Source organism: Paraburkholderia denitrificans, assembly GCF_042655705.1.
Lineage (GTDB): Bacteria > Pseudomonadota > Gammaproteobacteria > Burkholderiales > Burkholderiaceae > Paraburkholderia > Paraburkholderia denitrificans.
This window is the reverse complement of sequence record NZ_JBHSMP010000008.1, coordinates 44115-64898: the sequence shown is the minus strand read 5'-3', so window position 1 is coordinate 64898 and position 20784 is coordinate 44115. Positions and strand designations below refer to the sequence as shown.

The window sequence follows — 20784 nt, the reverse complement described above, 5'->3', positions numbered from 1 at the left end:
GCGTCATGCACGTCACGCGCCTCATGTGCGTTATGCATCCGGGAGCCGGATCACGCTCGCGTCCTTGCGGATGATCCAGGACGCCGAAATCATCTGCTTGCATTGATGCGCGAGCAACTTCAATTCCTGTGAGACTTCCGCGGACGGCCCGAGTGTGCGCTCCGCGCCGACCACCATCGCGTCGAGTTCGCGCGTGAGGCGCCTGGTCGTGTCGATCTGGTCGGTGGGGGCAGACTTGCCGGCTTCGGCGGCGACGAGGTTCTCGCGCACGCACGAAAGCGCGGAATCGAGCGCGTCGAGCGGCACGGCCTGGCCGGGCTTCGTGGCGCTGGCGAGAAGCGGTGCGCTTGCCGTGATCTGCGACGCGAGCACGTGGCTGCGGATCAGCAGATCGTTTAGTTCGGCGACGAATTTCTGCGCGAGTTTCGGTTCGAGCATCATGCGCTGGAACGCCTGCCCGAGGTTCGCGAACGCGATATGCACATTCTTGCGCGCAAGGCGGTAGCGCATGTCGCGGTCGAGCGACTGCGACGACGCGTTCGCCTGCGCGTTCACTTTTGCGCCCACCGCGCCCACGGGCTGGCCCGGCCGCACGCTCGCGGTTGCGCCTGGCCGTGCACTCGCCACGGCGGATCCGCCGCGCGCCGCTCCCCGCCACCAGCTTGCGTCGAGATACTGTCGCGTCGCGGCGATCATGTCGTTCACGAGCTTGCCCATGAACCGGTATTCCCAGTACGGGAACAGATGACTCGCGGCGATTGCGATCATGCAGCCGACCACGGTGTCGATCGCGCGCTCGCCGATGATGCGCAAATTACCCGGCGCGAGCAGATGGAACATCAGCAGCACATAGGCCGAGGTGAACACCACGCTTGCCGTGTAATTGAACAGCAGCAGGCTGTAGCTCATGATCATCGCGGCGAACATCGAAACGATCAGCACGAGCGGCTGCTTCACGAGCAGGATCAGCACGACGCTCGCGGCGCAGCCGATCAGCGTGCCGACAATACGCTGCGCGTTGCGCTGGCGCGTGAGCGAATAGCCGGGCTTCAGAATGATGATGCTCGTCATCACGATCCAGTACGCGTTCGTGAGCGGCAAGAGCCGTCCGAGCCAGAACCCCACGGCCACGGCGACCGTCACGCGCAGCGCGTGGCGAAAGCTCGGCGAGTCCATCGTGAGGTTCGAGAAGATCTGCATGAGCGGCACGCGGCGGCTCGTCACGAAGCGCTGCAATGCTTCGTCGATGCGCAGTTCGGTTTGCGTGATCGGCGCCTCGCTCGTGAGGTTGCGGCGCATGCGCTCGGTCAGGCGTGTCGCGCTCCAGATACGCCGGAACGACGCCGAAATCGCCGCATAGGCTTCGGGGTCCGTCGCGGGCAGATTGTTTTTCTTGAGCAGTTCGAGTTCGTATTCGATCGCGCGCAGCTCGGCTTTCACGTTGACGCTCGCGCGCGGTGCGTGGTTTTGCAGCACGCCGAGGCCGATATCTTCGAGATCGGCGGCCGCCTTGCGGATCAGGTCGCGGTAGAACACAAGCAGATCGGAGCCGCCGAAGGTGTTGCGCACGAGCGGATAGTCGGTGTGCGCGCCCACGAACAGCTCGTGCAGATCGACCGTATTGATGAACAGGTTGAAGTGCATCGCACGCCGCGCATCGAGCTTGCCGCGCCTGAGCTTCGGCAGATTGCGCAGCACGATGTCACGCGCGGCGTCCTGGCGTTCGACGGCGGCGATCTGCTTCGCGACGAGATTGCGATAGCACTCGTCGAGATCGTTGTCGAGATCGTAGAACTGCGCGCGCGCAATCAGATAGTCGGCGCAGGCGAACACGCTTTCGGCGAGCGCCTGTTGCTCGATGCGATCGAGCATCAACCGGCTCACGAGCGTGGACCAGCCCGTGTACCACAGGCCGCCCACGAGGATCCACAGCGCGTTGACGAGCGCCTGATGCGGGCCGAAGTGCTCGTCGAGCGTCATCACCATCATGAAGAGCGTCGCGAAGCTGATCTGCGGCCAGCGGTTGCCGTAGACGACGATCAGCGAGAGTACGAAGGTGAGCGGCACGACGGTGGCCCAGAGCGCGACCGGATTGACGGTCGCGAGGCCGGTGGCGTAAGCGGACAGAAAACCGATCACGCTGCACGCGAGCATTTCGTTGCGCTTGTACTTGAGCGGGCCGGGCATATCGACCACGCATGCGCCGAGCGCGCCGGTCGAGATGGTGAAGGCGAGGTCGCTCTTGTGGAAGACGAGCAGGCACAGGACGGCGGGAAGCGAAATGCCGATCGCGATGCGCAGGCCGCCGTAGAAGTACTGGCTATAGAGGAATTTGCGTATTTCTACCGAGTAGCGCATCGACTGCCGGTGAAGTTCGGGAGCGGCAGGACGCCGCAGGCTGCCGGTGAGTCTAACTGATTTTCGCGGCGCTCCGATGAGCCTGGTTTGCAAGGAAGGGAAATGCGCCGCGCCTTATGTGCCTTATGCGGCCGGATCGCGGAGCAGTCCGCGAGTGCCGCCGATGCGCCGCATGCGCGTGCGATACCAGAAGGTCCAGGCGAGCAGGCCGCCGAACAGGCCGTAGCCGAAGATCGGCGAGACGAGGAGGAAGCGCTCGATGGGCCAGGTCGCGGCGAGCCAGGTGCGCAGCGCCGCGTCGCCGGTCAGGCCGAGGCCCCACACGATGGTCAGCATGCGCATCGCCGAAGCGAATTCGCGGTGCTCGGCCCAGAGCAGTTCGAAGCGCGCGGCGCCTTCGGGCGTTTCGCGTGCGACGGTTGCACGCGCAAGGTAGAACACGAGCGGCCGGTGCGCGAAAAGCGATGCGAGAAAGGTGACGCCGATGGCGCCCGAGGCGAGGCTTTCGCGCATCAGCAGCATGCGCGGCCCGCCGCCTAAGGCCATCGCGCCGAGCGAGAGCACGATACCGAGCAGCACGATCGCGGAAAGCGCATCGATGCGCCGGAAGCGCGCGAGTTCGACGATGCTCCAGACGACCGGCGGCACCGCTGAGGCGACCAGCCCGCCGACCTCGCCGTAATGCGGGTAAGCGAGACGCCAGGCGACCCAGGGCAGGAGCAGATTGACCGCCAGTTCGGCGACAAAGGCTGGGCGCAGCTTCATGGGGCGCGTGCTCCTGTTTGGTTGCGCAAAGTATGGTCGACGGAGCAACGATCGGCAATCGGCGTTGCCGCGGACCCTTTCGTGATCCGCATCGGGCGTGCCTCGCGCAATATCCGCGATGCGTTGCGTGTGCGACACTCGCGCATGCGCTGTTGCATCCCGCCTGGAACCGCTTGCCCGTCATGACCGCCCACCATCCCGTTGCCGCAGATGAAGTCGAACTGGTCGCCGTTCGTGCGCAAGGCGCGGGCGGGCAGAACGTGAACAAGGTGTCGAGTGCGATTCATCTGCGCTTCGACATCCGGAACTCGTCGCTGCCCGAGGTGCTGAAAATGCGGTTGCTCGCGCTGCCCGACCGGCGCATCACGCGCGAGGGCGTGGTCGTCATCAAGTCGCAGGAGTACCGCACTCAGGAGCAGAACCGCGCGGCTGCGCTCGCGCGCCTCGACGAATTGATCGACAGCGTGAGCGCGACGCGCAAGGCGCGCGTGCCGACGCGGCCCACCCGCGCCTCGAAGCTGCGCCGCCTCGACAGCAAGACGCGCCAAGGCGAGGTGAAGGCGGCGCGGCGGCGTGTCGTCGACTGGCGCCGCGCGGGGTTCTGTGTACGGCTCAGTGCTCGGTATTGGGCACGTCGAGGATCAGGATGATGGTCCAGTCGGCGTCCCCTTCGTGGTGATACTGACGCTCGGCGACGATGAACGGCTGCTGCTTGCCCTGGGGGCCGAGAAACAGCACGTCGCCTTCCATCGGCAGGCATTCGACCGGGGGCAGGGCGAGGAACGCGTCCTGATTGCCGCGCGGCATCAATTTTTCGATCTTGCGGGACGCCGCTTCGGTCCATTCGATATCGAGCTGGATGTTGCTCATTCTGTTCTCCGCGCGAGTGGCGCACAGTGTGTGGGTCGGGTCGAGGTGCGCGACTTTAGCATACTGCGCGGTGTCGTCCGTCCGGGCGGCGATGGCGCGCGCCGGCGACAAAAAAAGGCCGATGCCTGCGATTGCGGCATCGGCCTTTTTGCGATTGTGGCCGGTCAAGACGACCGCGCCGCGGCGCGTCGCTTACTGCGGCGCGTGGTGTCCCTTATGGCAACACATCCCGGACTTTCCGTGGCGATTGTGCATGTTGTGGTGCTGGTGCATTGGCATCTGCATCGGCATTTGCGCCGATTGAGCGGCCGACTGCCGCGACTGCAGATCCTGCGCGCGCTGCAAGACATCCGCTGCTTTCTGCTGGTCGGTGCTCATGGTGACGCCGCCTTCTGTTTGCGCATAGGCGGCGCTCGTCAGGGCGCAAAGCGAAATCAGGACTGCGAGGGGCACTTTTTTCATCTCTACCTCCGTAGAAGCGGTTTATGGACCCAGCCGTTGCCTGTCCAGGCCGAATGGACACGTCATACCAAAGAACAATATACGCTCCAGATGATAACGCGTGATGCTGGCTGTGCGGCGTTACATCTGGTTACGCTTGTGGCGACGTGGCAGGCCTCCCGAACCCTCCGATCATTCCGTAGACATGAAATTGGCCCATGCCGATCGAGTCGCGGAGTTCCGTCTGGACGTTGTAAAGATGGGAATGGCGCGGGCACAAGCGAGGCTGCGCACGACGTATGCCCGAGACGGCGGGCACGGGATGTGTTCAGCGCTGCCGGAGCCGGAACACGCTGTTACGCGTGCGCGTTCGCGGCCCCGGAAGGACGACGATGACCGTCTGCAGGCCGAACAGCATAAGCCGTGCATTCGTATGGTCTTAGGGAGTGCGATACATCGCGGGCTGGTCCCGATCGCGCCGAATCGCGGTCAGGCACCCCGACGCGAGCAGGGGAATGCGGCGCAGGTCATGGCGCCGCGACGCTGTTCGTGGGCGGCGTTTCAGCACGATCAGCGCAATAAATGACACAAAGAAAACAAATAGAATCAATGCGAATGAGGTAACGTAGTGTTTTCGGGGAATGGTCCCACGCGCTCACGCACCGTAATCGTGGCGCGGCGCCGGTGGTGAGCCGGGTGGCTCACCACGCTTGCCGGGGCCCGGAGAGCTTGCAGTGCCCGCCTCGCGGCGGACGCATATCGACGGCCGGTCACGGCGGGCTGCGCGCTCCGCTGGCTGGCGTTGTCGGGCACAACCGTTCGAAGGCCGTATTTTAAGAAAGAAGTGAGATGACCACGTATTCCAACGAAGCAGTGCTCGAAGCGTTGCGGCGGGTGCAGTACCGGCAGGTCCCCTGGGCGCGGCGTCCCGAAGTCTTCCAATACCTGCGCGATCTTGGCCTGATGGACACGGTGAGGCAGCGCACGGTCGCACCCGCGCCCGGTTTCCACGCACCGGTCGACATCGCCGTTTTGACTGACCGCGGCCGCGCCGAATTTGCGCGGCTCGCGCGCGACGAGCGCACGCTTCAGTGGGCCGACCACCGTGTCGCCAGCTACGCGCTTGCACGCGTGCCGCAGGTCGGCCTCGAAACCCGCCAGTAAGCCGCTCCACTACCACTCCGCGGCCACGCCGCTGTCACGCTGTTGCCACGCCGGGCGGATCCGCGTCTCTCTGCGAAAAACCAAAAAAAAGCCCGTATCGGACGATACGGGCTTACCGGAATTACTGCTGCCACGCTGTGCTTAATGGCTAACGGTAGACCGGCGGCCGTGCGCGGTGGTTCCCGCAATCTGTGCGGCTAAAACGCCGGGTTTGCGTCACGGCAACGTTCGAGCGATCGGATGGACGTGTGGCAGGCGAGCCATGCCGGAAAACCTGGGCGTTGAGCGAGGCGAGGCAGCGAGGAGGCGAGTAGATTCAGCGGCGCCGCTGCGCCGGCGGTTCCGGCCGCGGCTGTGTGGCGGCGCGCTGACGCGCGTTATCGACGATATCGCCGCGCAGGTTGCCACGCGGCACGGCCGCATTCTCGCCGCGCGGCAAATGCGCTTCGTTCGGTTGTTGATTCGCGACGCGGGGCATGGGCCAGCCTGCGGCGCCTGCGCGCGGCGGCTGCGCGAGCGCGCCGGACGGCGCGAGCGAGGCAAGCAGTGCGAGGGTGGGCAGCGAAACCATGATGCCCCGGGCGAGCAGCGTCATGGGTTTCATGGCGGCCTCCCGTCAACCCGGGTTGTCGACGTTGATGGACATGCTCACACCCTAACGTTGGCCGCCAACGGGTGTTGTGAATATTGGTAATGAGATGTTTCGCCTGTCAGCCCGGAAAACCCGCGCGGGAAACTGACAGGCGAGGGCGCGAGCGCACCTCGGGCAGCGGGCTGCGGGGCGGGACGCATCACCGGGCGCGTGCGGCGCCCGGCCAGTGACACTGCAATGGATGTGGCCCGGAACTCAGGCCATCTTGACGGGCGCGCGCCACGACTCCGGATTGGTCCAGAACGCGCCGCGCAGGCGGTCGCGGCTCGGCGGCGCGGGCGGCTTGGTCGCCGTCGCCCCGATGCGGCCGCGTAGCGAAATTTCGCGGCCACTCGTACCGAGGCGCTTGACGATTTCGGCGAGCGTGCCGTCGGCTTGCCACTCGTCGAACCGGCGGCGGCAGGTGGGTGGCGACGGATAGCGGCCCGGCAGCTTCGACCAGCCTTCACCGGTCGACAGGACCCACAGCACAGCATTGACCACTGCCCGTGCTTCGACGCGAGGCCGCCCGCGTCGTTCGCTCCGTGCGGATTCCGCGCAGAACAGCGACTCGACCAGCGCCCATTCGTTGTCTCTCAAATCGTCGAAAAGCATCATGTTTCACCTCAGCGAAGCTATCTCTGGTGCGCTGCCCCGCGCTGCGCACTCTTCATGTATTCCGGCCTGGTTGGCGGAGTTTCAGGCTTGTTCGGTTGACGGTCCGGACTTGTATGTTCCGGGCGTCGACCGATCCTGTGCGTGACCCGTCGCGAAAAGCGTGCCAACTTGTACGCTTTGCGCCTCCAGGCCTCGTGGCAGCAAGTCCGCGCGGGTGCTTGCCAGCGCCGTATCTGACTAGAAATCGCGGGTCCCGAATATCAGGAGAATCACCAATCGTGTGCAATCGGGCACACAACGCGTGCGTGCACGCGGTATTGCTGCACTGCGGCGAATAATCCTTCGTTGGGCCTTCGTCGGGTTTGGTTGGGGCGTCGTTGGGTGATGTCGGCCTGCGGCAGCCATGTGTGCTCGTGGCGGCTTGTTGCTTTAGCCCGACCGGGCTGCTTAGGTCAGGCGTGCGATGCGATTTGCATTGCACAATCGTCGGCTTGATATTGCGTGCGCGAAACCGAAATCAGGGTCGAACGCGCGGGCAGGCGCCGCATTGAATTCCGCTAACCGAACTCATCGGTGCAAGGGTTTTTAAGTAAAGCGTAAATCTTCACATGTGTCGCGTGCGCGCTACACTGGTTGCCTGCGCAACTGCCAAACTCCCGGGATGTCCTTCGATGAGCGATTCCGCCCTGACTTCGTCCTTCACGTCCGATTCGTCCGATTCGTCCGATTCGTCCTTTACGTCGAAAGCCGATTTGCCTGAGGCGCGCGACGCCGTGCAAACATTGCGCTCGTCGCAGATCCGGGAGGTTGCGAACGCGGGCTTCGGGGTGCCGGACGTGCTGCCGTTCTGGTTCGGCGAATCCGATCGCGTGACGCCGCCGTTTATCCGCGAGGCCGCCGCAGAGGCGCTTGGGCGCGGCGACACGTTCTACACGCACAATCTCGGCATCGCGCCGCTGCGCGAAGTACTCGCCCGGTACGTGAGCGAGCTGCACGGCGCGACATCGCCGGAGAGCATCGCAGTGACGAGCGCGGGCGTGAACGCGCTGATGCTTGCCGCGCAGCTTGTCGTTGGCACGGGCGACCGGACGGTAGCACTTACTCCGCTATGGCCGAATCTGGTCGAGATCCCGAAGATTCTCGGTGCGACGGTCGAGACGGTATCGCTTTCGTACGGCGAGCGCGGCTGGACGCTCGACCTCGACCGATTGCTGGCGGCGCTCACGCCGGACACGAAGCTGCTGATGATCAACTCGCCGAACAATCCGACCGGCTGGGTGATGACGCGCGACGAGCAGCGCACGGTGCTCGATCACTGCCGCCGCCACGGGATCTGGATCGTCGCCGACGAAGTCTACGAGCGACTGTACTACGGTGAGGCTGGGGAGCGCGCGGCGTCTTCGTTTCTCGACCTCACGTCGCGCGACGAGCGCCTGATTTGCGTCAATTCCTTTTCGAAAGCATGGCTCATGACGGGCTGGCGGCTCGGCTGGATGGTGACGCCGCCCACGCTGATGGGCGATCTCGGCAAACTGGTCGAGTACAACACCTCGTGTGCGCCGTCGTTCGTGCAGCAGGCGGGCATCGCGGCGGTCGAGCATGGCGAGCCGTTTACGCGTTCCCTCGTCGCCGATCTGCGCGTGTCGCGCGACCATCTGGCGGCGGCGCTCGCCCGGCTGCCGGGCGTCGACGTGAAGGTGCCGCATGGCGCGATGTACCTGTTTTTCAGACTCCCCGGCGCGCAGCAGAGCCTCGCGCTGTGCAAGGCGCTCGTGCGCGACGCGGGCCTCGGACTCGCGCCGGGCAGCGCATTTGGCCCCGAGGGCGAGGGTTTCGTGCGCTGGTGCTACGCTTGCGATCCTGCGCGCCTCGATGCGGGCGTCGAGCGTCTTGCGGGCTATCTGGCGGCCCGCGGGGTGGGTTGAGTTCGGGCTAAGTTGGGGCTGCGCGCGGGCGTCTTTACGCACCCGGTGTTTTTGCGTAATATGGCGCTCAGTCTAGCGATTCCCCACGGGATTATCGCTGCTCCGTCCGGCTGGGTCTGGCTCTAGTGCCTGTATTGCGGCCCCCCGGTGCGTGCTCCCATCAATATGACCGATCAGAATCGGGCGAGCGCGTCTCCAGTTCCATATCGTCTCTGTCTGATCCGGTTCCTTGAACCCGACTTAAGGTCTGACCTGGCTGCATGAATACCCAAGAGGCGAAAATCGTCCTCGAGACTGCATTGATCTGCACGCAGGAGCCGCTGAAAATCGGCGATCTGCGCAAATTGTTCGCGGATGACATTTCGGCCGACACGGTTCGTCACCTGCTCGAAGACCTGAAGCAAGACTGGTCGGGCCGGGGCGTCGAGCTGGTGGGGCTCGCGTCTGGCTGGCGCTTTCAGAGCAAACCGGCGATGCGGACGTATCTGGACCGCCTGCACCCCGAAAAACCGCCGCGTTATTCGCGCGCGGTACTCGAAACGCTTGCGATCATCGCGTACCGGCAGCCGGTTACGCGCGGCGATATCGAGGAAATCCGCGGCGTAACGGTGAACACGCAGGTCGTAAAGCAGCTCGAAGACCGGAACTGGATCGAGGTCATCGGTCATCGCGACGTGCCGGGCCGCCCGGCGCTCTACGCGACGACCCGGCAATTTCTCGACGACCTCGGGCTGAAATCGCTCGAGGAGTTACCGCCGCTCGACGACCCGTCGTCGCAGATCGGCGAGCAGCTGCTCGCACAGCACGCGATCGAGTTCGCGGACAACGAAGCGGTGCAACGGATCGCGGCGGGCAGCGAAGGCGCAGCGGCTGACGAAACGCCAGCCGTCACGATGCTTGAGTCTGACGCGGCCGTGACGCTCGGAGCGGTTGAGGTTCCGGATGTGGAGCCGCAAACGCAGGCGCTCGTCGTTGCGGCGCAGGATGCCGAGGCCGGCGACCGCGACAACGACCGCGAGACCGCGGCAGAGTCTGTCGCACACGGCGTGAGCGGCACGAGCGATGCGAGCGACACCGGCGACACCGGCGCCGCATTCGCCGCACCCGCCGCAGAATCCGGGCCGCACCTGGAAGCGCCTGGCGCCGCGACCGAAGCGCATGATCCACTGAGCGTCGAGCCCGCAAGCGAAGACTCGCGCGAAGATCAACGCGAACATGAAAGCCGCCACGACGCGGCGCAGGACGATCCCGCCTCGACGGCGGATGACGAAGCCGCGCAGCGCGGCATCTGATGCAACAAGCATGATTGACGCGCCCCGCAATGGGGCGCGCAACCTGACATTTTGAGGTTGTTTTGACTGATATCCACGACACCGATTCGACCGACGCGTCCGAATCCTCGCGCCGCGCGGCGTCCGCGCATGGCGACGAACCGCATGCTCGCGAAGGCGGGGGCGATGTCGCCGAGGTGCAGACGTCCAGTGGCTCGGGCGAGGGCGAAGACCGTCCGCGCCGTGGCCTGCGCCGGGGTCCGCGCAGCCTGATCGCACGCCGCCGGGCGGGCGCCAAGGCCAAGGCCGCTGATGCAGCGCCCGCCGAGGGTGTGCCGGCCGCGGCTGAAATGCCGGCGGAAGGTGCATCCGGCGCGCAGGCGCGCGCCCCGCGCAAGGAACGCACGGCGAAGCCGGGCCGCCGCGGCCAGGCCGAGGGCGCCGACCAGGCCGCCGCAGCGGCGGGCAAGCCCGCGCGCAAACGCCAGAAGGGGCAGCAGCCTGGCCAGGGGCGCGCCGAAGCGCCGTCCGCCGCCAGCGAGGCCGCGCAGGACGACCTGTTCCTCTACGTGACGTCGCCGGCTTTCGACGCCGACAACACCGCGGGATCCGGCGTGCGTGCGCCGATGCTGCGCCGCGGCCGCCCGCAGCAGGCGAGGCGCGTCCTGAGCGCGGATGACGACGCGCCCAAGCTGCACAAGGTGCTCGCCGACGCGGGCATGGGCTCGCGCCGCGACATGGAAGAACTGATCATCGCCGGGCGCGTTTCGGTGAACGGCGAACCGGCGCACATCGGCCAGCGCATTCTGCCGACCGACCAGGTCCGCATCAACGGCAAGCCGATCAAGCGCAAGCTGGCGAGCAAGCCGCCGCGTGTGCTGCTTTATCACAAGCCGACCGGCGAGATCGTGAGTCACGCCGATCCGGAGGGCCGCCCGTCGGTGTTCGACCGGCTGCCGACGATGAAGACGGCGAAATGGCTCGCGGTCGGGCGCCTCGACTTCAACACGGAAGGTCTGCTGATGCTGACCACCTCGGGCGATCTCGCAAACCGGTTTATGCATCCGCGATACAGCGTCGAGCGCGAGTACGCGGTGCGCGTGGTCGGCGAGCTTTCGGAGGGGAACCGCCAGAAGCTGCTGAAGGGCATCGAACTCGACGACGGCCCGGCGAATTTCCTGCGCATCCGCGATGGCGGCGGCGAGGGCACGAACCACTGGTATCACGTCGCGCTGGCCGAAGGCCGCAACCGCGAAGTGCGCCGCATGTTCGAAGCGGTCGGCCTGATGGTGAGCCGCCTGATCCGCACGCGTCACGGTCCGATCGATCTGCCGCGCGGGCTCAAGCGCGGTCGCTGGGAGGAGCTGGAGGACAACCAGGTGCGCGCGCTGATGGCGGCCGTCGGGTTGAAGGCGCCGACCGAGGAGAAAGGCGGCCGTGGCGGCAATGCGCAGGAGCGCCGTCAACCGGACCCGATGCAAACCTCGATGGGCTTTATTAACCGCGAGCCTGTCCTGAGCTCGCACGGCGCGATGAGTCAGCCGCGTCAGGGACGTCGCGGCGTCGCTGGCGGCTTCGGCGGCGGCAGCAGCCACAGCAACAGCAGTGGCGCGGCCGGCGGCTTCGGCACCGGTTTTGGTGGCGGCCGCAACGGCAATCGCGGCGGGCGGGACGTCGATGGCAATCGCGCGCCCGCGGCGGGCAAACGCGCGGGCGGCAACGCGGGTGCCAACACGGGTGGCAATCGTCGCAGCGGTCCTGGCGGCAACGGCAACACCAGTGGCAACGCCAGCGGCAACCGCGCACCGGGCAGCAACCGTGGCGGCCAGCGCGGCGCCCCGCGTAACCGTACGCGCGGTCACTGACTCCGACAGCACGGCGCTTCGCTGCGGCACGAGCAGCGAGCGCCGCCGCACGTTGCCGAAGGGTCTCGAACATGCGCTTGCATTACCGTGCGGGTGCATTGCAAACAATATTGCGCAGCCTGTGCCAAACGCGAATCAAGCCTTTCCATACAGGCATTTAGCGCGCTCTCGTTTGCGCTGAAATCAAAAAAAGGCTACAATCTCGTCGTCGCTGGGCGTGCAGCTTTTATTTGCGCCTCAGGTGCGACCACCTTGGCAAGAAAAGAAGATGGGCGTTTCGCCCATTTTTTTTTGGTCCGGCCGCTTTGCATCATGAAGCAAAGCGGCAGCGCGCAATAAAAGTAATACGTGGAAGTAATACGTGCGAACGCGAACGGACAAGGCTCTTTGCAGAGCCGCGCGAGCGGGCGCATGCATGCGCTGGCAGGCACAAGCAGGGGTGAGTCAACCGGGGAGCAGGCAATGTGCAAGAGCGCGCGCTCACCTGGCGCGCGGCCCGCGAGACCGGATTTCAGGAAGTTGCTGGCCTGCTGCGCGAACATCTGGAGTAGGTATTGTGCAACTGACGGAACTGATTGAAACCACGGTCACCGGACTCGGTTACGAGCTGGTCGACCTCGAGCGCACCGGGCGCGGCATGCTGACGATCTACATCGATCAGCCCGCGGGAATTGCGATCGAGGACTGCGAGAAGGTCACGCGTCAGCTGCAGCACGTTCTGACGGTCGAGAACATCGATTACGAGCGACTCGAAGTTTCGTCGCCCGGCCTCGACCGTCCGCTGAAGAAACTGGCGGACTTCGAACGCTTCGCAGGCTGCGAAGCGGTCATCACGTTGAAAAAGCCATTGGACGGACGGAAGTCGTACCGGGGCATCGTGCATGCACCCGAGGGCGAAACCATCGGTCTGGAATTCGAAGGGAAGGCGGGTCCCGCGATGCTGGATTTCACGCTCGCGGACATTGACCGCGCACGCCTTATCCCCAAAGTTGACTTTAGGAGCCGCAAACAATGAGTCGCGAAGTGTTGATGCTGGTGGACGCACTGGCACGCGAGAAAAATGTCGACAAGGACGTGGTGTTTGCCGCCCTTGAAGCGGCGCTGGCGTCCGCCTCCAAGAAACTCTTCGACGAAGACGCGGACATCCGCGTGCACATCGACCGCGAGAGCGGCGTGCACGAGACGTTCCGCCGCTGGCGCGTCGTGCCGGACGAGGCCGGCCTTCAGGAGCCGGATCAGGAGATCCTGCTGTTCGAAGCACGCGAGCAAAACCCGGACGCACAGATCGACGAATTTATCGAGCAGCCGGTGCCGTCGGTCGAGTTCGGCCGCATCGGCGCGCAGGCCGCCAAGCAGGTGATCCTGCAGAAGGTGCGCGACGCTGAGCGCGAGCAGATCCTGAACGACTTCCTCGAGCGCGGCGAAAGCATCATGACCGGCACGGTCAAGCGCATGGACAAGGGCAACTTCATCGTCGAATCGGGCCGTGTCGAAGCGCTGCTGCGCCGCGACCAGCTGATTCCGAAGGAAAACCTGCGCGTGGGCGACCGCGTGCGCGCCTGGATCAGCAAGGTCGACCGCACGGCACGCGGTCCGCAGATCGAACTCTCGCGCACCGCGCCCGAGTTCCTGATGAAGCTCTTCGAAATGGAAGTGCCGGAAATCGAGCAGGGCCTCCTTGAAATCAAGGCGGCCGCGCGCGATCCGGGCGTGCGCGCCAAGATCGGCGTCGTCGCCTACGACAAGCGCATCGACCCGATCGGCACCTGCGTCGGCATCCGCGGTTCGCGCGTGCAGGCCGTGCGCAATGAGCTCGGTGGCGAAAACGTCGACATCGTGCTATGGTCGGAAGATCCCGCCCAGTTCGTCATCGGCGCGCTCGCGCCGGCAGCTGTCCAGTCGATCGTCGTCGACGAAGAAAAGCACTCGATGGACGTGGTCGTCGACGAAAGCGAGCTGGCGGTCGCCATCGGCCGCAGCGGCCAGAACGTGCGTCTTGCCAGCGAACTGACCGGCTGGCAGATCAACATCATGACGCCGGACGAAAGCGCGCAGAAACAGAACCAGGAGCGCACGGTGCTGCGCGACCTGTTCATGGCCCGTCTCGATGTCGACGAAGAAGTCGCCGACATTCTCATCGACGAAGGCTTCACGAGTCTCGAAGAGATCGCTTACGTGCCGCTCAATGAGATGCTCGAGATCGAGGCGTTCGACGAGGACACCGTGCACGAGCTGCGCAACCGCGCGCGCGACGCGCTGCTCACGCAGGCCATCGCGAACGAGGAGAAGGTGGAAACCGCCGTACTGGATCTGAAGAGCCTCGACGGCATGGACCCGGATCTGCTTGCGCTTCTGGCGCAGCACGCAATTCACACCCGCGACGAGCTTGCCGAGCTGGCCGTGGACGAGCTGGTCGAAATGACGGGAATGGAAGAGGACGCCGCCAAGGCGTTGATCATGAAGGCGCGTGAACACTGGTTTCAGTAATGAAGCCGGTGCGCAACGAGCAGGAAGCGACCATGACCCACTGAACTGATCGCGGCTGGCCCCGCCGCCGAGCGGGGCCCGAACGGCCGCATGAACCGATGTCAACCGCAAGGAATCGCTCCTTGCATTAAGAGGAATGAATGGCGAGTATCAACGTAGCCCAATTTGCCGCGGAACTGAAAATGCCTGCGGGCGTGCTGCTCGAGCAATTGCAGGCGGCGGGCGTCCAGAAATCGAGTGAGGACGATGCCTTGTCGGAAACCGATAAGGCACGCCTGCTCGACCACTTGCGCAAGTCGCACGGTTCGAACGACGCGGACAAGCGCAAGATCACGCTGACGCGCCGGCATACGTCGGAGATCAAGCAGTCCGACGCGACGGGTAAGGCTCGCACCATTCAGGTCGAGGTGCGCAAGAAGCGTACGTTCGTCCGCCGTGACGAATCCGCCGATCAGGCGGAGACATCGAATCATGCAGCCGACGCTGTCGCCGCCGAAGAGGCCGAGCTGCAGCGCCGCGAAGAGGAAGCTCGCCGCGAGGCCGAGCTGCTCGAACGTCAGGCTCAGGAACTGAAGGAGCGCCAGGAGCATCTCGCGCGTGAAGAGGCCGAGCGTCTCGCACGCGAAGAGGCCGCTGAAGCCGAGCGCCGCCGCGCCGAGGAAGAAGCCGCGAAGAAGAAGGCAGCGGCCGATGCCGCCGCGCGCGAGCTGGCCGCCCAGGCAGTCGAGGCACAGCGTACCGCTGCCGAGGCACAGGCGAACCAGGAACAGCAGGAACAGCAAGGCCGCCAGGAAGAGCAGCGCGCCGCAGCCGAGGAGCAGCGCGCCGCAGCCGAGCGCGCCGCGCAACGCGAAGCGGCCCAGAAGGCCGAGGCCGCTGCGCGCGAGGCTGCCGAAAAGGCGCGCAAGGAACAGGAAGAGATCGCCCGCCGCCGTGCGGCCGCCGAGGCCGAAGCGCGCGCGATCCGCGAAATGATGAACACGCCGCGCAAGGCGCAGGTCAAGGCGCCTGAGCCGCCGAAGCCTGTCGAGCCGGCGAAGACCGCCGAAGCGAAGGGCACGCTGCACAAGCCGCCGCGTCCGGAAGGCGCGGCACGCCCGGCGCAGGCCGGTGCTGGCGCTGCGGCGAAGAAAGCGGCTCCGGCTGCTGCTGCGCCGTCGGCGGGCGCACCGGGCGCGGGTGCGGGCGACCGCAACAAGAAGCCGGGCGCAGGCAAGGGCGGCTGGCAGGACGACGCTGCGAAACGCCGTGGCATCAAAACGCGCGGCGACTCCTCGGGTGGCGTCGATCGCGGCTGGCGCGGCGGTCCGAAGGGCCGTGGCAAGCACCAGGACAGCGGCTCGTCGTTCCAGGCACCGACGGAACCCATCGTGCGTGAAGTGCACGTGCCGGAAACCGTCACGGTGGCCGACCTCGCGCACAAGATGTCCGTGAAGGCTTCGGAAGTCATCAAGGTGATGATGAAGCTCGGCCAGATGGTGACGATCAACCAGATGCTCGATCAGGAAACGGCGATGATCATCGTCGAGGAACTCGGCCACCATGCGGTTGCCGCGAAGCTCGACGATCCGGAAGCGCTGCTGATCGAAGGCCAGACCACGTCGACGGACGCCGAGCAGCTGCCGCGTCCGCCGGTCGTCACGGTCATGGGTCACGTCGACCACGGCAAGACCTCGCTGCTCGACTACATCCGCCGCGCGAAGGTTGCCGCGGGCGAAGCGGGCGGCATTACGCAGCACATCGGCGCTTACCACGTCGACACGCCGCGCGGCGTCATCACCTTCCTCGACACGCCGGGTCACGAGGCCTTTACGGCCATGCGTGCGCGCGGTGCGAAGGCGACCGACATCGTGATTCTCGTCGTCGCTGCCGACGACGGTGTCATGCCGCAGACGAAGGAAGCCATCGCTCACGCCAAGGCGGGCGGCGTGCCGCTCGTCGTGGCGATCAACAAGATCGACAAGCCGGATGCGAACCTGGATCGCGTGAAGCAGGAACTCATCGCGGAAAGCGTCGTGCCGGAAGAATACGGCGGCGAATCGCCGTTCGTGCCGGTGTCGGCGAAGACCGGCGCGGGTATCGACGAGCTGCTCGAAAACGTGCTGCTGCAGGCCGAAGTGCTGGAACTGACGGCGCCGGTCGAGGCACCTGCGAAGGGCCTCGTGATCGAAGCGAAGCTCGACAAGGGTAAGGGTCCGGTGGCAACGGTGCTCGTGCAGTCGGGTACGCTGAACCGCGGCGACGTCGTGCTTGCTGGCAGCGCCTACGGCCGCGTGCGTGCAATGCTCGACGAAACCGGCAAGGCCACGAAGGAAGCGGGTCCGTCGATCCCGGTCGAAATCCAGGGTCTGTCGGAAGTGCCGGCTGCGGGCGAAGAAGTCATCGTGCTGCCGGATGAGCGCAAGGCGCGCGAAATCGCGCTGTTCCGCCAGGGCAAGTTCCGCGACGTCAAGCTCGCGAAGCAGCAAGCCGCGAAGCTCGAAAGCATGCTCGAACAAATGGGCGAAGGCGAAGTGCAGAACCTGCCGCTCATCGTCAAGGCCGACGTGCAGGGCTCGCAGGAAGCGCTCGTTCACGCGCTGCTCAAGCTCTCGACCGACGAAGTGCGCGTGCAGATCGTGCACGGCGCAGTCGGCGGCATCAGCGAAAGCGACGTCAACCTCGCGGTCGCTTCGAAGGCGGTCATTATCGGCTTCAACACGCGTGCGGACGCTCAGGCGCGCAAGCTGGCCGAAGCGAACGGCGTCGACATCCGCTACTACAACATCATCTACGACGCAGTGGATGAGGTGAAGGCGGCCATGTCGGGCATGCTCCCGCCGGAAAAGCGCGAGACCGTCATCGGCATGGTCGAAGTGCGCCAGGTCTTCAAGGTGCCGAAGGTCGGCGCGGTGGCCGGCTGTATGGTCACGGACGGCATGGTCAAGCGTTCGTCGTCGGTGCGCGTGCTGCGCAACAACGTGGTCATCCACACCGGCGAACTCGACTCGCTCAAGCGCTTCAAGGACGACGTGAAGGAAGTGAAGCAGGGCTTCGAGTGCGGTATGTCGATCAAGAACTTCAACGATATCGTCGAAGGCGATCAGTTCGAGGTGTTCGAAATCACCGAAGTCGCGCGTACGCTGTAACGCACAGGCGCGACGCTTGACGGGCGGGGCGGGCGCTGGCCGGCCCCGCCCGTTTGTTTTTGTGCGGACCGCTGTGTTTGTTTCCGGCGTTCCGCTTTTCAAGCCGCCGAACAAGGTGGATTAATCATGACGAAAAAACGTTCCTCTCCGAATCGCAACGTGCAGATCGCCGACCAGATCCAGCGCGATCTCTCTGAACTCGTGGCGCGTGAAGTGAAGGATCCGCGCATCGGGCTCGTCACGATCCAGAGCGTCGAGCTGACGCCGGACTACGCCCACGCGAAGATCTTCTTCACGACGCTCACCGGCGACCCGCTGGCCACGCAGGAGGCGCTCAATCACGCGGCGGGCCATCTGCACAACCTGCTCTTCAAGCGCCTGCATATCCACACCGTGCCGACGCTGCATTTCCATTACGACAAGACGGTCGAGCGGGCTGTCGAGATGTCGCGCCTCATCGACGAGGCCAATTCGACGCGCGCGAAGGAAGACTGAGCGCCGCTCGCCGGGCGTGAGCCCGCTTGCGGTTCATGCCCGCCGAAGGCGGCGGGCGAACGTGCTTGCGAACGTGTTTATGAACGGCTCGCCTGGCTGTTTTTTCTGCCTGACATGACTGCATCCTCTTCATCTGTCCAACCTGGCGCGGCCCGGCCGAAGGTTCCGCGCCGCCTGCTCGACGGCGTGCTGCTGCTCGACAAGCCCATCGGCCTTTCGAGCAACGACGCGTTGATCCGCGCAAAGCGCCTCTACCGCGCGAAAAAGGCCGGCCACACCGGTACGCTCGATCCGCTGGCTTCGGGCCTGCTGCCGCTTTGCTTCGGCGAAGCGACCAAGTTCTCGCAGGATCTGCTCGATGCCGACAAGACCTACGAGGCCACGATGCGCCTCGGCATTCGCACGACGACGGGCGACGCCGAAGGCGAAGCGCTCGACACGCGCGAAGTGACCTGCGACGAAGCGTCGGTGCGCGAGGCGATGACGAAGTTCGTCGGCGACATCGTGCAGATTCCGCCGATGTACTCCGCGCTCAAACGCGACGGCAAGCCGCTTTACGAATACGCACGCGCGGGCCAGGTCGTCGAGCGCGAAGGGCGTCAGGTGACGATCCTCGTGCTGGAGATCATCGCGTGCGCATTGCCGGACGTGACGTTTCGCGTGACGTGCAGCAAGGGCACGTATGTGCGCACGCTCGCCGAGGACATCGGCGAGGCGCTGGGCTGCGGCGCGCATCTCGTGATGCTGCGGCGCACGGGCGTCGGCGCGCTGACGCTCGAACACGCCGTAACGCTCGACGCGCTTTCGGACGCCGACGACGCATCGCGCGATGCGTGGCTGCAACCGGTCGATGCGCTGCTTTCGACGTTTCCCGCCGTAACGCTCGATGCAGAAGCGTCGCGCAGATTCACCCACGGCCAGCGTTTGCCGCTGGCCGAGCTTGCGGCCGACCGGTCGCAGTGGGGCGACGCGCAGCGCGTGCGCGTGTATGGCGACGATGGCCGTCTGCTGGGCGTTGCGAAGCCCGCGAACGGCGTGCTCGCGCCGGAGCGTCTCGTGGTGACCCCGGGCGTGAGCGCAGCCGCCTAAGCCCGTTCGATCGTTCAAAGCAAAACGGCACGCCGGTGTGAATCGGGCGTGCCGTATTTGTTTGGGTCGGGCCATGACGCCCGCTTCCCGTGTTACAGGATCAGCGGATCAGTGTGCCGCCGATGCCGCCGCGCCCGCGTTGGCGCTGCTCGTGCGCTCGGGGCGCGTGATCCAGATCAGCCCGATCAGCACGATGAAGATCGCCGACGAAATGTAGAAGAGGTCGTTGACGCCGAGTTGCGCGGCCTGCTGCGACAGCATCCGGTCGAAGAGGCCGTGCGCCTGCGCCGGATCGAGACCGGTCGCGTGCTGCATCTGCAGCATCGACTCGTTGAAGACCGGATTGGTCGGCGTGGCCTGTTCGGTGAGGCGCGCGTGGTGGAACGTGGTGCGGTGATCCCACGCGGTCTCGAAGATGGACGTGCCGATGCCGCCGCACATGATCCGCACGAAGTTCGACAGGCCCGATGCAGCCGGAATGCGGTTGCCGGGCAGCCCGGACAGCGTGATCGACACGAGCGGAATGAAAAGCCCCGCCATGCCGATACCCTGGATCAGCGTCGGCAGGGTCAGCGCCCACGTATCCACGCCGGTCGTGTAGCGCGAACGCAGCCAGAAGCACAGCGCGAAGACGACGAACGCCGAAGTCGCGATATAGCGCGGATCGGTGCGCGGCAGGATGCGGCCCGTGATCGGCGAAAGCATGATCGCGAAGAAACCCACGGGCGCCATGACGAGGCCCGCGTCGGTCGCGGTGTAGCCGATGCTGGTCTGCAGCCACAGCGGCAGCAGCACGAGATTGCCGAAGTAAAGACCGTAACCCACCGCGAGCGCGATCGTGCCGCCCGTGAAGTTGCGCCGCGCGAAGAGCGAGAGATCGACGACCGGATGCTTGTCGGTCAGTTCCCACACGACGAAGAACGCGAACGCGATGACCGCGGTGAGTGCAAGCACAACGATCGTCGTCGACGAGAACCAGTCGAGGTCCTTGCCCTTGTCGAGCATCACCTGAAGCGAGCCGACCCAGATGATCAGCAACGCGAGGCCGACGCCGTCGATGGGCGCCTTTTTCACGACCGAATCGCGGTCGCGGAAGATCGTCCACGTCGCGAACGCGGCCACGATGCCGACCGGAATGTTCACGTAGAAGATCCACGGCCACGAGATGTTGTCGGAGATCCAGCCGCCGAGAATCGGCCCGGCCACCGGTGCGATGAGCGTTGTCATCGACCACATGGAGAGCGCGATGGGCGCCTTCGCGCGCGGATAGCTCGCGAGCAGGAGCGTCTGCGAGAGCGGAATCATCGGCCCGGCCACGGCGCCCTGCAGCACGCGCGAGGCGAGCAGGAAGGGCAGCGTGGGCGCGAGGCCGCACATCCACGACGAGATCACGAACAGAATGATCGACGCCATGAAAAGACGCACCTGACCGATGCGGTCGGTGAGCCATCCGGTCAGCGGCACGGAGATCGCGTTCGCGACCGCGAACGAGGTGATGACCCACGTGCCCTGGTCGGACGACACCCCGAGGTCGCCCGAGATCGACGGGATCGACACGTTGGCGATCGAGGTGTCCAGCACGTTCATGAAAACCGCGAGCGACACCGCGATGGTGCCGAACACGAGTTTGGCGCCCTGCAGCGGCGGATGGACGACGGGTTGTTGCTCTGCCATTAA

17 protein-coding genes are annotated in these 20784 nt (G+C 65.3%); 10 read left to right on the top strand and 7 right to left on the bottom strand.

Features of this window, described 5'->3' with window-relative positions; all coding sequences use genetic code 11:
- Positions 1-30: 30 nt before the first annotated feature.
- Both ACFPTO_RS05635 and ACFPTO_RS05630 read right to left on the bottom strand, forming a co-directional pair.
- Positions 31-2358, bottom strand: a complete 2328-nt coding sequence (locus ACFPTO_RS05635) for an FUSC family protein (protein ID WP_377710039.1) — start codon at positions 2356-2358, stop codon at positions 31-33.
- A gap of 123 nt (positions 2359-2481) precedes the next feature.
- On the bottom strand, positions 2482-3123 hold the full coding sequence (locus tag ACFPTO_RS05630) for a VC0807 family protein (RefSeq protein ID WP_377710037.1): 642 nt from the start codon (positions 3121-3123) through the stop codon (positions 2482-2484).
- A gap of 182 nt (positions 3124-3305) precedes the next feature.
- On the opposite strand from ACFPTO_RS05630, the gene arfB reads away from it, so the two are divergent.
- Positions 3306-3773, top strand: coding sequence for an alternative ribosome rescue aminoacyl-tRNA hydrolase ArfB (gene arfB, locus ACFPTO_RS05625; protein WP_377710036.1), 468 nt, complete (start codon positions 3306-3308; stop codon positions 3771-3773).
- On the opposite strand, the gene ACFPTO_RS05620 is transcribed toward arfB, so the two are convergent.
- On the bottom strand, positions 3736-3993 hold the full coding sequence (locus ACFPTO_RS05620; RefSeq protein ID WP_296658189.1) for a DNA-binding protein: 258 nt from the start codon (positions 3991-3993) through the stop codon (positions 3736-3738). The genes arfB and ACFPTO_RS05620 overlap by 38 nt on opposite strands.
- Before the next feature lie 192 nt (positions 3994-4185).
- On the bottom strand, positions 4186-4455 hold the full coding sequence (locus ACFPTO_RS05615; protein ID WP_377710035.1) for a hypothetical protein: 270 nt from the start codon (positions 4453-4455) through the stop codon (positions 4186-4188).
- A gap of 828 nt (positions 4456-5283) precedes the next feature.
- Between ACFPTO_RS05615 and ACFPTO_RS05610 the strand changes: the two genes are divergently transcribed.
- Entirely contained in the window at positions 5284-5598 is a 315-nt protein-coding gene (locus tag ACFPTO_RS05610) for a hypothetical protein (protein WP_377710034.1), read from the top strand.
- A 316-nt stretch (positions 5599-5914) separates the two neighbouring features.
- Here ACFPTO_RS05610 and ACFPTO_RS05605 read toward each other — a convergent pair whose 3' ends face one another.
- Positions 5915-6202, bottom strand: coding sequence for a hypothetical protein (locus ACFPTO_RS05605; RefSeq protein WP_377710033.1), 288 nt, complete (start codon positions 6200-6202; stop codon positions 5915-5917).
- A gap of 243 nt (positions 6203-6445) precedes the next feature.
- The gene (locus tag ACFPTO_RS05600; RefSeq protein ID WP_377710032.1) at positions 6446-6847 is read right to left on the bottom strand and encodes a transposase; all 402 of its coding nucleotides are present in this window, start codon (positions 6845-6847) and stop codon (positions 6446-6448) included.
- A gap of 671 nt (positions 6848-7518) precedes the next feature.
- On the opposite strand from ACFPTO_RS05600, the gene ACFPTO_RS05595 reads away from it, so the two are divergent.
- From ACFPTO_RS05595 to truB, 8 genes are all read left to right on the top strand, one after another.
- Complete coding sequence (locus ACFPTO_RS05595) at positions 7519-8772, top strand: pyridoxal phosphate-dependent aminotransferase (protein WP_377710031.1); 1254 nt, start codon at positions 7519-7521, stop codon at positions 8770-8772.
- Between the two features lie 260 nt (positions 8773-9032).
- The gene (scpB, locus tag ACFPTO_RS05590; RefSeq protein WP_377710030.1) at positions 9033-10064 is read left to right on the top strand and encodes an SMC-Scp complex subunit ScpB; all 1032 of its coding nucleotides are present in this window, start codon (positions 9033-9035) and stop codon (positions 10062-10064) included.
- A gap of 62 nt (positions 10065-10126) precedes the next feature.
- Entirely contained in the window at positions 10127-11908 is a 1782-nt protein-coding gene (gene rluB / locus ACFPTO_RS05585; protein WP_377710029.1) for a 23S rRNA pseudouridine(2605) synthase RluB, read from the top strand.
- A gap of 556 nt (positions 11909-12464) precedes the next feature.
- Positions 12465-12923, top strand: coding sequence for a ribosome maturation factor RimP (gene rimP / locus ACFPTO_RS05580; RefSeq protein WP_293036264.1), 459 nt, complete (start codon positions 12465-12467; stop codon positions 12921-12923).
- Positions 12920-14395: a transcription termination factor NusA gene (nusA, locus tag ACFPTO_RS05575; RefSeq protein WP_296658214.1), complete on the top strand. Its 1476-nt coding sequence runs from the start codon at positions 12920-12922 to the stop codon at positions 14393-14395. Before rimP ends, nusA begins: the two co-directional genes overlap by 4 nt.
- 140 nt (positions 14396-14535) lie before the next feature.
- The gene (gene infB / locus ACFPTO_RS05570) at positions 14536-17523 is read left to right on the top strand and encodes a translation initiation factor IF-2 (RefSeq protein ID WP_377710027.1); all 2988 of its coding nucleotides are present in this window, start codon (positions 14536-14538) and stop codon (positions 17521-17523) included.
- A gap of 126 nt (positions 17524-17649) precedes the next feature.
- Positions 17650-18018 carry a 30S ribosome-binding factor RbfA gene (gene rbfA / locus ACFPTO_RS05565; protein ID WP_293036494.1) on the top strand — a complete coding sequence of 123 codons (369 nt, stop codon included), beginning with the start codon at positions 17650-17652 and terminating at the stop codon, positions 18016-18018.
- Between the two features lie 114 nt (positions 18019-18132).
- Entirely contained in the window at positions 18133-19107 is a 975-nt protein-coding gene (truB, locus tag ACFPTO_RS05560) for a tRNA pseudouridine(55) synthase TruB (protein WP_377710026.1), read from the top strand.
- 108 nt (positions 19108-19215) lie between these two features.
- On the opposite strand, the gene ACFPTO_RS05555 is transcribed toward truB, so the two are convergent.
- Complete coding sequence (locus tag ACFPTO_RS05555; RefSeq protein WP_377710025.1) at positions 19216-20781, bottom strand: DHA2 family efflux MFS transporter permease subunit; 1566 nt, start codon at positions 20779-20781, stop codon at positions 19216-19218.
- Positions 20782-20784 lie beyond the last annotated feature (3 nt).

What these genes read in the sequence shown, in the direction of transcription:
- ACFPTO_RS05635 (WP_377710039.1), bottom strand. Translation starts at nt 2,358, where the DNA reads ATGCGCTACTCGGTAGAAATACGCAAATTCCTCTATAGCCAGTACTTC.
- ACFPTO_RS05630 (WP_377710037.1), bottom strand. Translation starts at nt 3,123, where the DNA reads ATGAAGCTGCGCCCAGCCTTTGTCGCCGAACTGGCGGTCAATCTGCTC.
- arfB (WP_377710036.1), top strand. Translation starts at nt 3,306, where the DNA reads ATGACCGCCCACCATCCCGTTGCCGCAGATGAAGTCGAACTGGTCGCC.
- ACFPTO_RS05620 (WP_296658189.1), bottom strand. Translation starts at nt 3,993, where the DNA reads ATGAGCAACATCCAGCTCGATATCGAATGGACCGAAGCGGCGTCCCGC.
- ACFPTO_RS05615 (WP_377710035.1), bottom strand. Translation starts at nt 4,455, where the DNA reads ATGAAAAAAGTGCCCCTCGCAGTCCTGATTTCGCTTTGCGCCCTGACG.
- ACFPTO_RS05610 (WP_377710034.1), top strand. Translation starts at nt 5,284, where the DNA reads ATGACCACGTATTCCAACGAAGCAGTGCTCGAAGCGTTGCGGCGGGTG.
- ACFPTO_RS05605 (WP_377710033.1), bottom strand. Translation starts at nt 6,202, where the DNA reads ATGAAACCCATGACGCTGCTCGCCCGGGGCATCATGGTTTCGCTGCCC.
- ACFPTO_RS05600 (WP_377710032.1), bottom strand. Translation starts at nt 6,847, where the DNA reads ATGATGCTTTTCGACGATTTGAGAGACAACGAATGGGCGCTGGTCGAG.
- ACFPTO_RS05595 (WP_377710031.1), top strand. Translation starts at nt 7,519, where the DNA reads ATGAGCGATTCCGCCCTGACTTCGTCCTTCACGTCCGATTCGTCCGAT.
- scpB (WP_377710030.1), top strand. Translation starts at nt 9,033, where the DNA reads ATGAATACCCAAGAGGCGAAAATCGTCCTCGAGACTGCATTGATCTGC.
- nusA (WP_296658214.1), top strand. Translation starts at nt 12,920, where the DNA reads ATGAGTCGCGAAGTGTTGATGCTGGTGGACGCACTGGCACGCGAGAAA.
- infB (WP_377710027.1), top strand. Translation starts at nt 14,536, where the DNA reads ATGGCGAGTATCAACGTAGCCCAATTTGCCGCGGAACTGAAAATGCCT.
- rbfA (WP_293036494.1), top strand. Translation starts at nt 17,650, where the DNA reads ATGACGAAAAAACGTTCCTCTCCGAATCGCAACGTGCAGATCGCCGAC.
- truB (WP_377710026.1), top strand. Translation starts at nt 18,133, where the DNA reads ATGACTGCATCCTCTTCATCTGTCCAACCTGGCGCGGCCCGGCCGAAG.
- ACFPTO_RS05555 (WP_377710025.1), bottom strand. Translation starts at nt 20,781, where the DNA reads ATGGCAGAGCAACAACCCGTCGTCCATCCGCCGCTGCAGGGCGCCAAA.